The organism is Roseospira navarrensis (genome assembly GCF_009601025.1).
Lineage (GTDB): Bacteria > Pseudomonadota > Alphaproteobacteria > Rhodospirillales > Rhodospirillaceae > Rhodospira > Rhodospira navarrensis.
The window spans coordinates 1-14,708 of the sequence record NZ_WIVE01000016.1 but is presented as its reverse complement, the minus strand read 5'-3'; the positions used below and the strand labels follow the sequence as shown (position 1 = coordinate 14,708).

7 protein-coding genes and 1 pseudogene are annotated in these 14,708 nt (G+C 70.1%); 5 read left to right on the top strand and 3 right to left on the bottom strand.

The window, feature by feature from the left end; translation table 11 throughout:
• Positions 1-95 precede the first annotated feature (95 nt).
• Entirely contained in the window at positions 96-1,676 is a 1,581-nt protein-coding gene (locus tag GHC57_RS07075; protein WP_153342631.1) for a polyphosphate kinase, read from the bottom strand.
• A 326-nt stretch (positions 1,677-2,002) separates the two neighbouring features.
• On the opposite strand from GHC57_RS07075, the gene gap reads away from it, so the two are divergent.
• From gap to leuA, 5 genes and pseudogenes are all read left to right on the top strand, one after another.
• Complete coding sequence (gap, locus tag GHC57_RS07070) at positions 2,003-3,010, top strand: type I glyceraldehyde-3-phosphate dehydrogenase (RefSeq protein WP_153342629.1); 1,008 nt, start codon at positions 2,003-2,005, stop codon at positions 3,008-3,010.
• A 136-nt stretch (positions 3,011-3,146) separates the two neighbouring features.
• Positions 3,147-4,343, top strand: coding sequence for a phosphoglycerate kinase (locus GHC57_RS07065; protein ID WP_153342627.1), 1,197 nt, complete (start codon positions 3,147-3,149; stop codon positions 4,341-4,343).
• 109 nt (positions 4,344-4,452) lie between these two features.
• Positions 4,453-5,727 (top strand): D-amino acid dehydrogenase, encoded by a 1,275-nt coding sequence (locus GHC57_RS07060; RefSeq protein ID WP_153342625.1) that lies wholly within the window; start codon positions 4,453-4,455, stop codon positions 5,725-5,727.
• 199 nt (positions 5,728-5,926) lie between these two features.
• Entirely contained in the window at positions 5,927-7,393 is a 1,467-nt protein-coding gene (locus GHC57_RS07055) for a protein adenylyltransferase SelO (RefSeq protein WP_153342623.1), read from the top strand.
• Between the two features lie 825 nt (positions 7,394-8,218).
• Positions 8,219-9,880: pseudogene (gene leuA, locus GHC57_RS07050) on the top strand (2-isopropylmalate synthase); the annotation flags it as partial.
• Positions 9,881-10,407: 527 nt separating this feature from the next.
• On the opposite strand, the gene GHC57_RS07045 reads toward leuA, so the two are convergent.
• Positions 10,408-13,290, bottom strand: a complete 2,883-nt coding sequence (locus GHC57_RS07045; RefSeq protein ID WP_153342615.1) for a hybrid sensor histidine kinase/response regulator — start codon at positions 13,288-13,290, stop codon at positions 10,408-10,410.
• A 289-nt stretch (positions 13,291-13,579) separates the two neighbouring features.
• A complete protein-coding gene (locus tag GHC57_RS07040; RefSeq protein ID WP_153342613.1) occupies positions 13,580-14,230 on the bottom strand; it encodes a histidine phosphotransferase family protein in 651 nt (216 codons plus the stop codon).
• Positions 14,231-14,708 lie beyond the last annotated feature (478 nt).

The following is a 14,708-nucleotide window of genomic DNA, read 5'->3' as shown; positions in this document are numbered from 1 at the left end:
TGGGGAGGGCTGAGGAGGGGGTGAGGAGCCTGACCACCACCATCCGGAAATCCGCCGCGTGGCGGCAATGCGGCGGGGTGCCCCGCCCTACCGCGTCACCCCGACCCCTTGGGCTTGCCGATCGCGCGTTCCATGGCGTCGGCCACGGTCCGGATCACCTTGACGCGGGCGTGGCGCTTGTCGTTGGCCTCGACCAGGGTCCAGGGCGCGGTGTGGGTGCTGGTGCGCTCCACCATCTCGTTGATGGCGTGCTCGTAGGCCTCCCACTGTTCCCGATTGCGCCAGTCCTCCTCGGTCAGCTTCCAGCGCTTGTACGGGGTCTCTTCGCGGGTCTTGAACCGGGAAAGCTGTTCGTCCTTGGTGATGTGCAGCCAGAACTTGCACAGCACCATGCCGTGCTGCACCATCTGTTCCTCGAAATCGCGGATCTCGGCGTAGGCGCGCGCCCACTCGTCCTCGGCGGCGAAACCCTCCACGCGCTCCACCAGCACGCGGCCGTACCACGAGCGATCGAACACGGTGACCCGGCCGGCGCGGCCCAACTGGCGCCAGAAGCGCCACATGTAATGCTGGGCGCGTTCCTCGTCGGTGGGCGCGGCGACCGGGATCACCTGCACCTGCCGGGCATCCAGGGCCTGCGTCAGGCGGCGGATGGAGCCGCCCTTGCCGGCGGCGTCCCAGCCCTCGAACACCAGCACGGTGGACACCCCCTGGACCCGGGCCCGGCGCTGAAGCAAGGCAATCCGCCCCTGCTGCTGGGCCAGGCCGGCGCGGTAGTCCTTCTTCTCCAGGGCGCTGTCCATCTTCAGGGTGTCGAGCACGGTCGGCAGCCCCGCCACCAGATTGGGCAGCACCTGCCCGCCCATCCCGGCGCCGACACCGGCGGCGGCCCGCGCCCCGGGGCCGGTCGCATCACGGGCGACCAGGCTGGCGTAGGCCTCGGTCCGGGTCTGGCGCTGCAGACGGCGGCGCTCCAGGTGGTGCAACAGGGCGTCGCGCAGGCTGAACAGCACGGTCAGCGCCCGGTAGCGGTCGTCCTGGCCCTCGACGATGGTCCAGCGCGCCGCCGACACCGAGGTGCGCGCGATCAGTTGTTCGGCCGCGCGGATGAAGGAGTCGTACATCTCCCAGTTCTTCCAGTCCTGGGCGGTGACGCGCCAGCTCTGGCGCGGGTCCTTCTCCAGCGACTTCAGGCGCTTCTTCTGGGCGTCCTTGCCCAGGTGCATCCAGAACTTCAGGATCAGCGCGCCGTCGTCGGCCAGGGTCTTTTCGAACGCCTGCACCCGCGTCATGCGCTCGTCAAAGGTGGTGTCGTCGATGGCGGCGGTGGCGAACTCCATGAAGGGCCGGGAGTACCAGGCCGACAGAAACTGGCCGATCCGCCCCTTGGGCGGCAGGTCGCGCCAGAAGCGCCAGAACTCGGGGCGCTCGCGCTCCTCGTCCGAGGGCGGCCCGTAGGCCCGGGTGACGATCCAGCGCGGGTCGAGCCATTCATTGAGCAGGTTCATGCTCTCGCTCTTGCCGGCGCCCTCCACGCCGGCGAACACCAGGATCACCGGAAAGTCCGCCGCGCGCAGGGTCTGCTGCAGTTCCAGCAGTTCGATGCGCAACGGTCCGGCCTGACGGTCGAACTCTTCCTTGCTGACCTTGCGGCCCAGTTCGGCAGTGCGGAACATGGCGGCCTCCCCCTGGCGTCGGACGGGCGAGCGTAACGCCGGAACCCCCGCGATGTCATGGGATTGTCGTGGGTCGCGGTCGGTCGCTTGGGGGTGGGAAAATTCGGAGCGCTCTGCTAGGGTGTCGCCACCCTGGAGGGCAGGTTTCCCCCGGCCGGGCCTTGTTTCGCGTCCGTTGCGATGGGGCCCGCCGGTTGGATGGGAGGAAGGCGCGTCGGACCCCCCGTTTCCCGACGCGAGTCGTCCTGCGCGGAAGCCGCCTCTCAATCGTCACATCAAAGACAAAGACCCGTCCCCCGGACCGCGTCTTCGAGGAGGAACACTGAATGGCTGTTCGTGTTGGCATCAACGGCTTCGGCCGCATTGGACGTCTCGTGCTCCGCTCGCTGCTGGAGCATGGCCGCACCGACATCGAGGTGGTGGCGATCAACGACCTCGGCTCCGCGGAGGCCAATGCGCACCTTCTCAAGTATGACACCGTCCACGGCGTGCTGCCCATGGACGTGTCGTCCACCGAGGATTCCATCGTCGTCAACGGCAAGGCCATCAAGGTCCTGGCCGAGCGCGACCCGAAGAACCTGCCCTGGGGCGACCTGGGCGTGGACATCGTGATGGAGTGCACGGGCATCTTCACGGACCGCGACAAGGCCGCCTTCCATCTGGACGCCGGCGCCAAGCGCGTGCTGGTCTCCGCGCCGGCCAGCGGCGCCGACCTGACCGTGGTCTACGGCGTCAACCACGACCAGCTCACCGCCGCGCACACCGTGGTGTCCAACGCCTCGTGCACCACCAACTGCCTGGCTCCGGTGGTCAAGGTGCTGAACGACCAGTTCGGCCTGGTGCGCGGCTTCATGACCACCATCCACAGCTACACCGGCGACCAGCGCACCGTGGACACCCTGCACAAGGACCTGCGCCGCGCCCGCGGTGCGGCCGACAACATGATCCCGACCTCGACCGGGGCCGCGAAGGCGGTGGGTCTGGTGCTGCCCGAACTGGCCGGCAAGCTGGACGGTGTCGCCATCCGCGTGCCGACTCCGAACGTCTCGCTCGTGGACCTGAAGTGCGAGCTGACCAAGTCCGCCAGCGCCGACGAGATCAACGCCGCCATGACCACCGCCGCGGCCGGCCCGCTGACGGGTGTGCTGGACGTCAATACCGGGCCGCTGGTCTCCAGCGACTTCAACCACAATGACTTCAGCTCGGTGTTCGACGCCACCGGCACCAAGGTGATCGACGGCACCTTCGTCCGCGTCATGAGCTGGTACGACAACGAGTGGGGCTTCTCCACCCGCATGGCCGACACCGCCATCGCGATGGCCAAGACCATCTAGCGTCGGCCGTCCGAGGGAAAAGACCGCGACGGCGGACCGCCCCCAGGGGCCTCGCCCGCGTGCCCGGGTCCGGGTGCGCGGGCGCGGTCTGAAGGGGTGCGGCCCGTCTGGCCCGCTGTGATCCGGAGAGACGCTCATGCCCGAGTTCAAGACCATCGACGACCTGGACGTGAACGGCAAGCGCGTGCTGGTGCGCGCCGACCTGAACGTGCCGGTCCGCGACGGTGTCGTGACCGACACCACCCGAATCGACCGCTCCGCCGAGACCATCAAGGCCCTGATGGACAAGGGCGCGTGCGTCGTCATCATGTCCCACTTCGGCCGCCCCAAGGGCCAGCGCAATCCGGACTATACGTTGCGTCCGGTGCTGGAGCCGCTGTCCCAGGCGCTGGGCGGGGTCTCCGTCGCCTTCGCCGACGACTGCATCGGCGCGGGCGCCGAAACCCTGGTCAACGGCCTGGCGCCCGGCGACGTGGCGCTTCTGGAAAACGTGCGCTTCCACGCCGGCGAGGAGAAGAACGACCCCGCGTTCGCCCGCCAGTTGGCCGAGCTGGGCGACCTGTACGTCAACGACGCCTTCTCGTCCGCGCACCGCGCCCACGCCTCCACCGAGTTCCTGGCCCAGTTGCTGCCCTCGGCCGCCGGCCGCCTGATGGAAGCCGAGTTGAAGGCGCTCGCCAAGGCGCTGGAAAACCCGGTCCGCCCGGTGGCCGCCATCGTCGGCGGCGCCAAGGTCTCGTCCAAGCTGGACCTGCTGAGCAACATGGTCGCCAAGGTGGACATGCTGGTGATCGGCGGCGGCATGGCCAACACCTTCCTGCACGCCCAGGGCGTCGAGGTCGGCTCCAGTCTGTGCGAGAAGGACATGGCCGACACCGCCCGCGCCATCCTGGAGAAGGCCAAGGCCGAATCCTGCGAGATCGTGCTGCCGGTGGATGCCGTGGTCGCCGCCGAGTTCAAGGAGGGGGCCGCCAACGAGACCGTGGACATCAACGCCGTGCCGGCGGACAGGATGATCCTGGATGTGGGCCCGCTGTCCGCACAGACGGTCATCCAGAAGCTGGCCGGCTGCAAGACGCTGGTCTGGAACGGCCCCATGGGCGCGTTCGAGATCAAGCCCTTCGACGCCGCCACCAACGCCGTCGCCCAGGCGGCCGCCAAGATGACCGCCGAAGGGACGCTGCTGACCGTGGCCGGCGGCGGCGACACCGTCTCGGCCCTGGCCAACGCGGGGGTGGGGGACCAGTTCTCCTACGTCTCCACGGCCGGCGGCGCCTTCCTGGAGTGGCTGGAAGGCAAGACCCTGCCGGGGGTCGCGGCCCTGAAGGATTGACCGGCGGGGCCGGTCGGGCCGGCGCGCGCGGGGCGCCGCCCCAGGTGGGGGCGGTCCTCCACGCGCCCGGCATGCCGATCGCGCCCTGTGGTCGAGCGGAGTCTCCTCCTTGCACGTCCTCGTCCTCGGCGCCGGGGTGATCGGCGCGACCACCGCCTGTCTGCTGGCCCGGGACGGGCACGCGGTCACCGTCGTGGACCGCCAGCCCGGTCCCGGCCTGGAGACCAGCTACGCCAACGGCGGCCAGCTCGCCGCCAGCCACGCCGAGCCCTGGGCCGGGCCGCACGTGCCGCGCCTGCTGCTCAAGTGGCTGGCGCGCGCCGACGCCCCGTTGCAGGTCTGCTGGCTGCGGCCGGACCCCGCCCTGTGGTCCTGGATGCTGCGCTTCCTGCTCAACTGCCGACGCGGCGCCCAGACCCGCAACATGGAACGGGCGGTGCGCCTCGCCCTGTACAGCCGGGAGCGCATGGCCGTCCTGCGCGAGGCCATCGACCCGGACTACGACGCGCTTCAGACGGGCATCATCCACATCCACCGCGACCCACGCGGCTTCGCGCGGGCGCGCGCCGTCGCCGACGTGATGACCCTGGCCGGGCTGGAGCGCCGCCCCATCTCGGTGGACGAGGCCGTGGCGATGGAACCGGCGCTGGCCCACGCCGCGCCCTCGCTGGCCGGGGCGTTCTACAGCCCGGGCGACGAGACCGGCGACGCCCACCGCTTCACCAGCGCCATGGCGGCCGAGGCGCGGCGGCACGGGGCCACCTTCCGCTATGGGGTGACGGTGCACGGGCTCTATCGCTCGCTGAGGACGCGGCGCGCGGTCATGGGGGCGACGACCAGCGACGGCCCCATCTCCGCCGACGCGGTGGTGCTGGCGCTGGGCAGCCATTCGCCCCGGGTCACCCGCACCATCGGGCTGGCGCTGCCGATCTACCCGGCCAAGGGCTATTCCATCACCCTGGACACCCGGGGGGCCACCGGGGCCCCCACGGTCAGCCTCATCGACGACGAGGTGCGCATGGTCTACGCGCGGCTGGGCGACCGGCTGCGCTGCGCGGGCACCGCCGCCTTCGAGGGCTGGACCACCGACATGAACCCGGCCCGGGTGGCCCTGACCCTGCGCAACGCCCGCGCCCTGTTCCCCGAGGGCGGCGATTACAGCAACCCCGAACCCTGGTGCGGCCTGCGGCCATCCACGCCCGATTCGGTGCCGCTGCTGGGGCCGGTGCCGGGCCTGGACAACCTGTTCCTGAACACGGGGCACGGCCATATGGGCTGGGCCATGGCGGCGGGCTCGGCCCAGATCACCGCCGACCTGATCGCCGGGCGGGTCCCGGCCATCGACATCCGCGGGCTGGGCCTGCACCGCTTCGCGCGGATGTAACCGCCCCCCGCGCGCGCGGGCCTTGGACGGGCCGCCCCGCGTTCCCACCTCGACGGGGAGAGTGCAGTCCCGCTCGGCGACCAGCCTGGTCTGGTCGCCGAGCGGCCGGCGCGACCGCGCCGGCGCCGCGAAGCGGCGGAGGCGAAGAACCGGGCGAGTCCGGTTCTTCGCCGATCAGGAGAACAAGGACCCCCCGCCCATGACGGCCCTGACCTGGCGGTTCGACAACAGCTATGCCCGCCTGCCCGACGCCTTCTACACCCGCCTCGGCCCCACGCCGGTGCGCGCGCCCCGGCTGGTGATCTTCAATCACGGGCTGGCGGCGACGCTCGGCCTGGCTCCGGCCGACGCCACCCCGGACGCCGACACCCTGGCGGCCCTGTTCGCCGGCAACGCGCTGCCGGAGGGCGCGACGCCCCTCGCCCAGGCCTACGCCGGGCACCAGTTCGGGCACTTCACCATGCTGGGCGACGGCCGCGCCATCGTCCTCGGCGAACACCTGGCCCCGGACGGCCGCCGGGTGGACATCCAGTTCAAGGGCTCGGGCCGCACGCCCTATTCGCGCATGGGCGACGGCCGCGCGGCGCTGGGGCCGATGCTGCGGGAATACGTCATCAGCGAGGCCCTGCACGCCCTCGGCATTCCCTCCACCCGCAGTCTGGCGGTCGTGGCCACGGGCGAGCCGGTCTACCGCGAGGATGCCCTGCCGGGCGCCGTGCTGACCCGGGTCGCGGCCAGCCATCTGCGCGTGGGCACGGTGCAGTACGCCGCCGCCCGGCGCGACACGGCGGGGCTGGCGGCGCTGGTGCGCTATGCGATCGAGCGCCACGACCCCGACCTGTCCGAGGCATCGCCGGACGCCCAGGCGCTCGCCCTGCTCGGCCGGGTGGCGGCGCGGCAGGCGGACCTCGTGGTGGACTGGATGCGCGTCGGCTTCGTCCACGGCGTCATGAACACCGACAACATGACGCTGTCGGGCGAGTCCATCGACTACGGCCCCTGCGCCTTCATGGACGCCTATGACCCGGCGACCGCGTTCAGCTCCATCGACCACGGCCGTCGCTACGCCTTCGGCAACCAGCCGGCCGTCGCGCAATGGAACCTGGCGCGGCTGGCCGAGGCGCTGCTGCCCCTGATCCACACCGACGCCGATCAGGCGGTGACCCGGGCGGAGGAGGCCATCGGCGCGTTCCGCGACCTGTACGAGACCCGCTGGACCGCCATGATGCGCCGCAAGCTGGGGCTGCCGGACGCCGCGCCGGAGGACGGCAGCCTGATCGACGACCTGCTGGCCTGGATGCAGGAGACCGGGGCGGACTACACCAACACCTTCCGGACCCTGACGAACGCCGGCACGCTGCCCGGCGCGGCGGGGTCGCATCCGGACGACCGCGCCCGGGCGTGGCTGGACCGCTGGCGGGCCCGGCGGGGCGAGGCGGACGCCGCGACGGTGGCGGCGATGCGCCGCGCCAACCCGGCCTACATCCCGCGCAACCACATCGTGGAAGACGCCCTGGCCGCCGCCACCCAGCGGGATGATCTCGCCCCCCTGCACGCCCTGCTGGCCGTGCTGGCGGCCCCCCATGAGCCCCGCCCGGGTCTGGAGGCCTACACCGCCCCGGACCCGGCCGGCCCCGGGCGCTACCGCACCTTCTGCGGGACCTGACGGCGGCGCCGGGGCAGGGACAGGGCAACCGGGTGAAGGCACGTTTGGCGACCGGCGAGACCTTGTAGGGCGGGTTCGCGCCGAAGGCCCAACCCGCCGTATCGCTGCCTTGCGGCGGGTTGCCCCGCCACAATTTCCCCCTGGGAAATGGGCGGGGCGAACCCGCCCGACATCCGATGGCCTCGGCGGCGCGGGCACAGGGCGACGGGCTCAGGTGAACGGGATCGCTCTTCCAGGTCTTTGCAGGGGGTCGGAGACCTGCACCCCGAGATCCTTCAGCCGCTTCGCGGCTTCAGGATGACATCCTATCATTTTAGTGTGTCATCCCGAGTGAGCGAAGCGAGACGAGGGATCTCGAGAGGCCTGCTCAGGCGGCGCGGAACAGGCCGTCATGTTAACCTGAACCCGTTGCCCTGGGCGCGGGCATTCAGGGCTTGACGCCTCCGTCCCGGATCGCCATCGTCTCCCGTATGTTCACGACCCTGCCGATCAGGACGCTGGCCCTACGCCTGGACCTCTCGCTGGCTCTAAGCCGCTAGCGAGCCCCACCGTGCGCGTGTGCTCCGCACTGCCCACGGCCCGTCCAGAGCCCCGCCGTCCCGCAAGGTCCGCCCCATGAGCTCCCATCCCGACCGTCCGGCCGATCCGGGCCGCCCGTCTCCCGCCGCGCCTGTCGCGCGTCCCGCGCCGCCGCGACTAGGGCGCGGTCGCCGGCCCGCTTCGCCGTGGCCCGCCGGCGGCCGTATCACGGCCACGCCCCGATTCCTGTAGATGATCCTGTAGACCCGGGCGACAGACGCCCCCGCGACGACCGGAGACCGTCCCATGCGAGTGGACCCCACCACCAAGTACAAACCGTTCCCGCCCATCGCCCTCCCCGACCGCCGCTGGCCGTCGGCGACCATCACCCAGCCGCCCATCTGGGCCTCGGTGGACCTGCGCGACGGCAACCAGGCCCTGGTCGAGCCCATGGGCATCGAGCGCAAGGCGCGGCTGTACAACGCCCTGGTGGCGATGGGCTTCAAGGAGATCGAGATCGGCTTCCCGGCCGCCTCGCAGACCGATTTCGATTTCGCCCGCTACCTGATCGAGCACGACATGGTGCCCGAGGACGTCACCCTTCAGGTGCTCGTGCAGGCGCGCGAACCGCTCATCCGTCGCACCTTCGAGGCGCTGGAGGGCTGCAAGCGCGCGGTGGTCCACGTCTACAACTCGACCTCGACGCTGCAGCGCCGCGTGGTGTTCGGCATGGACCGCCCCGGGATCATCGACATCGCCCGCCAGGGCGCCGAACTGATCCACCGCCTCGCCGACGAGACCGACACCGAGATCGTCTACCAGTACTCGCCCGAGAGCTTCACCGGCACCGAACTGGACTTCGCGGTGGAGATCGTCGAGGCGGTCATGGATGTCTATCAGCCCACGCCCGACAAGCGGTTGATCGTCAACCTGCCCAGCACGGTGGAGATGGCCACCCCGAACGTCTATGCCGACCAGATCGAATGGTTCTGCCGGCACGTGAAGAACCGGGACAGCCTCATCATTTCGGTCCACCCCCACAACGACCGGGGCACCGGCATCGCCGCCACGGAACTGGCGCTCATGGCCGGAGCCCAGCGCGTCGAGGGCACCCTGTTCGGCAACGGCGAGCGCACCGGCAACGTGGACCTGGTCACACTGGCGCTCAACATGTTCACGCAGGGGATCGACCCGGGCCTGGACTGCTCCAACATGCCGGAGCTGGTCCGGATGTCCGAGTACTGCACCCGCCTGCCGATCCATCCGCGCCACCCCTACGCCGGCGAACTGGTGTTCACGGCGTTCTCGGGCTCGCACCAGGACGCCATCAACAAGGGCCTGCGCGCCCTGCGCCAGTCCAACAGCGGCGTGTGGGAGGTGCCGTACCTGCCCATCGACCCGACCGACGTGGGCCGGACGTACGAGGCCGTCATCCGCATCAACAGCCAGTCCGGCAAGGGCGGCGTGGCGCATATCCTGGAGCGGGACCACGCCCTTCAGATGCCGCGCACCCTGCAGGTCGAGTTCTCCGGCGTGGTGCAGCACATCACCGACGAGAGCGAAGGCGAGGTCACGGCCAAGCAGTTGTGGGACATCTTCGAAGGGGAGTACCTCGCCCAGCATCCAGGCGACATGGCGCTGAAGGAATACCGCACCGTGCCCGACACCCACGCCTCGGACGTGCGCGTGCTGGACGCCGTGCTGAGCGTCAGCGGCCAAGAGCGGAAGATCAGCGGGCGCGGCAACGGCCCGCTGGATGCCTTCGTCGATGCCCTGCGCCAGGACCTGGGCATGGCGCTTGAGGTGGTGAACTACTCCGAGCACGCGCTCGGCGTGGGCGCCAACGCGCAGGCCTATGCCTATGTGGAGATGAAGGCCGAGGGGCACGCGCCCATGTACGGCGTCGGACGGCACACCAACATCGTGCAGGCCTCGCTGAACGCCATCCTGTCGTCGGTGAACCGGGTGCGCCGCCTGAACGCGGCCGGCAGCTCGGGCGGGGCGCGCTCGACCCAGAAGGTCAAGGAGGACGCCACCGCCACCACCACCGCCGGGGCGGCGGAGTAGGCGCGGCGGCGGGGGATCCGGCCATGATGCCGGGCGGGCGGTGATCACCCGCCCGAAACCCTGGCATCGCGCCGCCTTCGCCGGTCCTCGCGAACCCCCTTTCGTCAGCCTGCCGACGGGATCGGCCGAGTGACCAACGCTCCGTGTCCTTTGTGCCTCTGTGGTGTGTTCCCCGGTTCGGCGGCGCAGGGTTCACCACAGAGACACGAAGAACACAGAGCGGTCCGCGTATCGACGCAACCGGCAAAGGTCAGCAGCGGCGGCGGACACAGCCCGAAAGAGACGGCGAGGGACGGACCCTCTCACCGTTGGACTGAGGCGCCACGGAGTCCCCGCGGGTCTCCGCCGTCGGCGGGTTGCCCCGCCGCGTTTCCCAAGGGAAACGGGCGCGGCGAACCCGCCCTACGGGTCTCCGCGATGGCCGGCGCCTAGATCGCGCCGGTGTCCGCGTCCTGGTGCTCGCCCGTCCGCTCGGCAATGATCTGCTGCAGCGAGACCAGCAGGGCGTCGCGGTCGAACTTGGCCACGTAGTCGTCGAACCCGGCCGCGCGGCCGCGTTCCAGGTCCTGTTCGGTGGCATGCGAGGACAGGGCGATCAGCGGCAACTCGGACCAGTTGGCCGTTTCGCGCACCGCCTCGGCGAACTCGAAGCCGTTCATCTCCGGCATCTCGATGTCGCTGATGATGGCGTCGTAGGTCTTGCCGCGCTCGTGCAGGTCCAGGGCCTCGGCCGCGCTGCCCACCGTGGTGACGTTGAAGCCGGCGGCAGACAGCAGCGGGCTGAGCAGGTTGCGGAAGAACGGGCTGTCATCGACCATCAGCACCGACCGCGCCTTGCCGCCGCCCTGCTCCTGGCCGTCCAGGCTGCCGAACCAGTCGCCGAACGCCTGGGTCAGATAGTAGCCGGTGTCGATGATGTCGGTCGCCTTGCCGTTCAGGACGGCCGTGCCGATCACGCCCATCTGCTCGGCCTTCAGCTCGACCTTCAGGTGCTCCTGCACGATATCGACGATCTCGTCCACCATCAGGCCCATGGAGCGCTCGCGGTCGGAGAACACGAGCACCGGCTGCCGGCCCTCGGTCTTCATGCCCATCATGCCGTCCACGCCGATCAGCGGCATCAGCTCGCCCCGGTACTGCACCACCGGCTTGCCGTAGCTGTATTCGACCTTCTCGACCTCGATTTCCTCCAGGCGGGCCACCAGCCCCAGCGGCACGGCCTTCAGCTCGTTGGAGCCGGCGCGGAAGATCAGCAGCGAGGTGGTGTCGGTGGCCGTATGGCCCTCGCGGGCGGTCATGGTCTCGGCGGCGGCGCCGGCGGTGCCCATGGTCGTCTCCCCGATCGCCCCGGCGATGCCGTTGGGGTCCAGGATCATGATGACGCTGCCGTCGCCGAGGATCGTGTTGCCCGAGAACATGCTGATGTGCCGCAGGATGGGCGCCACCGGCTTGACCACGATTTCCTCGGTGTCGAACACCCGGTCCACGATGATGCCGAAGGTATAGGTGCCGACCTGGGTGACGACGATGAAGGTCTCGTCCTGGCCCTTGACCTCATCCTCGATGCTGTCGCGGTCCTCGTCCAGGCGCAGCAGCACGGCGAGCGAGGTGAGCGGCAACAGGCGGTCGCGCAGGCGCAGCACCGGGGCGCGGTTGATGCGCTCGATGCGGGTTTCGGACTTGTCGGTGACGCGCACCAGTTCCAGGACCGAGATCTGCGGGATGGCGAAGCGCTCGCCCGAGCTTTCCACGATCAGGCCGGACACGATGGCCAGGGTCAGCGGGATCTTGATGATGAAGGTGGAGCCCTTGCCGGGCCACGTCTTCAGCTCGACGGTGCCGCCGATCTTCTCGATGTTGGTGCGCACCACGTCCATGCCGACGCCGCGCCCGGAGACGCTGGTGACCTTCTCGGCGGTGGACAGACCGGCCTTGAAGATGAACTGGGCGATCTGCTGGTCGCTCATGGCCTCGATCTCGGCCTCGCTGGCGAGACCGTTGGCGACGGCCTTTTCCTTGATGCGCGCCAGATTGAGACCGCGGCCGTCATCGGAAATCTCGATGATGATGTGCCCGCCCTCGTGATAGGCGTTCAGCTTGATGATGCCCACCTCGGGCTTGCCGGCGCCGAGTCGCTCATCCGGGTACTCCAGACCGTGGTCGCCGGAGTTGCGCACCATGTGGGTGAGCGGGTCCTTGATGAGCTCCAGCACCTGCCGGTCCAGTTCGGTGTCGGCGCCGAACATCTGCAGGTCGATCTTCTTGCCCATTTCCGTGGCCAGGTCGCGCACGATGCGCGGCAGCTTGGCCCAGGCGTTGCCGATGGGCTGCATGCGGGTCTTCATCACGCCTTCCTGCAGGTCGGACGTGATGTGCGACAGCCGCTGCAGGGGGGCGGCGAATTCCGAATCGTCGCTGCCCCGGACCATCTGGAGGAGCTGGTTGCGCGTCAGCACCAGTTCCGAGACCAGGGTCATCAGCTTTTCCAGCAGCTCCACGTTGACGCGGATGCTCTGGGCGGCGACGGATTCCTTCTTGGCGCCGTCGCCGGCGGGGGCCTGATCGGTCTTGGCGGGCACGGCGGCCTTGGCGGGCGGGGCCTTCTTGGCCTTGGGCGCCTCCGCCTTCGGGGCGTCGGCCTTGGGGGCCTCGGCCTGCGGGGCGGCCGCGCCCGGATCGTCGGGGATGCCGGCGGCGGCCTTGGAGGCCTGGGCGGCGGCTTCGCGCGCGGCCTCGGCGGCGGCCTCGGCGGCGATTTCCTCTTCCGTCGCGGCGCGCTTGCCCTTGTTCAGGGCCTCTTCCACCTCGGCGAGCAGTTCGGCGGCGACCGGGTATCCTTTGTCGTCCTGGACCGGACCGCCGCCCGAGGGCGCGGGCTCGGCCTTCGCGGCCGGCGGCGTGGCGGCGGCGGCCGGGGCCGCGTCGGCGATGGAGCGGCCGGCGGCCAGGGCGTTCAGTTGCTCCTTCAGGTCCTGGTCGGTGCCCTCGGGCTCCGATTCGGTCTGCTCCAGGTGGTTCAGGATGTCCTTGATGCGGTCGATGGTGTGCAGGATGACCGTCACGGCCTCGGCCGAGACCTCCAGTTCCCCGTCGCGGAACTTGCCCAACACGTTCTCGCCGGCGTGCGCCAGACTCTCCAGGCGCGGCAGGCCGAGGAACCCACAGGTGCCCTTGATGGTGTGCACCAGCCGGAAGATGTTGGAGAGGATGTCCCGGTCGTTGGGGTTCTGCTCCAGGTGGACCAGTTCCACGTCCAGCGTGGCCAGGCTTTCCGAGGTCTCGGTCAGGAATTCGCTGAGCAGATCATCCATATCGGGATTCTCCTCTGAGCCCCGGAGGCGGGCGCGGCGACCGACGTGCCGGCCACAGACATCCGAGGGGCGATGGGGGGCCTGCCTTCTGGCAGCGGAAAAAGGGCCGCAAGGCGGTCATCACCAAGGCGGTCAGCACGAAGCACGGAAAAACAGGGCACGGAAAGACAGGGCATACGAAACCGGACCATGCCGCACGATAGTCCGGTGACTTATACCACGAGAATCCTTTCCGGAAAAATAAAGGATCCGGTTGTTGTGCGCGGTGGGGCGGCCGGGCTGACCCGGGTCAGCCACCCGCCCGCCCCAGGATATGCAGCACGCCCGGCAGACGCTCCACCCGCAGCCCGAACCCGAGCGCTCGCGTCAGCCGGCCGGCGTAGACCGCCTGGACGGTCATCGGATCCAGGTCGCCGTCGTCGGTCCCGGCGGCGCCGTCGGTGAGCGCCCCCAGCGGCGCTTCGCGCGGCGCGCCCGGCCCGCTGGCCGTGACCTCGAACGATCCGCCGCCCTGGTCGGTGACCGTCAGCCGCTCGCAGCGGGGCACGGCGTCCAGCGCGGCGAGGCACAGGTTCAGCAGCACCTGCACCCGCGCCCGGATGGCGTCGTCGTCGCCGGTGCCGACCACGCCCCAGTCCAGGCTCGGCGCCCGGGCATGGCCCGCCCGCGACATCAGGTGGGCGGCGAGCAGGGCCTTGGCCTCGCTGGGGGCGAGGCCGCGCCCCGTCGGCGCGCCCAGCACCGCGCGCAGCAGCCGCAGGCGGGCGGTGGCGCTGGCCGCGCTGTCGGACAGCAGCGCGACCACCTGGGGGTCCGCGCCGCCTTCCTCGGACAGCAGCTCCGCCCCGGACCCGATGGCGCCCACCGGGCCGGCCAGATCATGACACAGGCGGGTGCACAGCCCCTGCGCCAGGCTCAGGGCTTGGTCCTCGGTCGGCATGGCGGTTCCCCCTCGGCTGGGCGGCGACGGCGGCGGCACCGGGGGCCAATGATCCGCGCCCCCGGCTTTGGTCGAGGGGATTGGTATAGTACGCCGCGCGGGTCGCGCCAATCCCGGCCCAATCCCCGCCAGGGCTCCGAACTGGGATTGCCGTTCCGTGACACGGTGGAAGGGGACCCCACCTCACGAGATCCTTCGGTCGCCCCCGGCGACGCGTCGCGTCGCCGCAAAGGCGCGCGACCATCGCAACGATGGTCGCGGGGGCTCCCTCAGGATGACCCCCTAAAATTGAAATGTGTCATCAACTCAGTTTGTGGCGGGTTCGGGCTGAGGCCGGAGGACCGCGTTTGCGATGGTGACGAGCTTTCTGGCCACGGCGAGGAGTGCGCCTTTTGGTGTCTTTTTGTTTCCGATAAGCCGTTCGTAGAAGGCCTTGAGGTCGGGGTTGTATCGCACGGCGGAGAGCGCGGCCATGAAG

What these genes read in the sequence shown, in the direction of transcription:
- GHC57_RS07055 (WP_153342623.1), top strand. Translation starts at nt 5,927, where the DNA reads ATGACGGCCCTGACCTGGCGGTTCGACAACAGCTATGCCCGCCTGCCC.
- gap (WP_153342629.1), top strand. Translation starts at nt 2,003, where the DNA reads ATGGCTGTTCGTGTTGGCATCAACGGCTTCGGCCGCATTGGACGTCTC.
- GHC57_RS07040 (WP_153342613.1), bottom strand. Translation starts at nt 14,230, where the DNA reads ATGCCGACCGAGGACCAAGCCCTGAGCCTGGCGCAGGGGCTGTGCACC.
- GHC57_RS07065 (WP_153342627.1), top strand. Translation starts at nt 3,147, where the DNA reads ATGCCCGAGTTCAAGACCATCGACGACCTGGACGTGAACGGCAAGCGC.
- GHC57_RS07075 (WP_153342631.1), bottom strand. Translation starts at nt 1,676, where the DNA reads ATGTTCCGCACTGCCGAACTGGGCCGCAAGGTCAGCAAGGAAGAGTTC.
- GHC57_RS07045 (WP_153342615.1), bottom strand. Translation starts at nt 13,290, where the DNA reads ATGGATGATCTGCTCAGCGAATTCCTGACCGAGACCTCGGAAAGCCTG.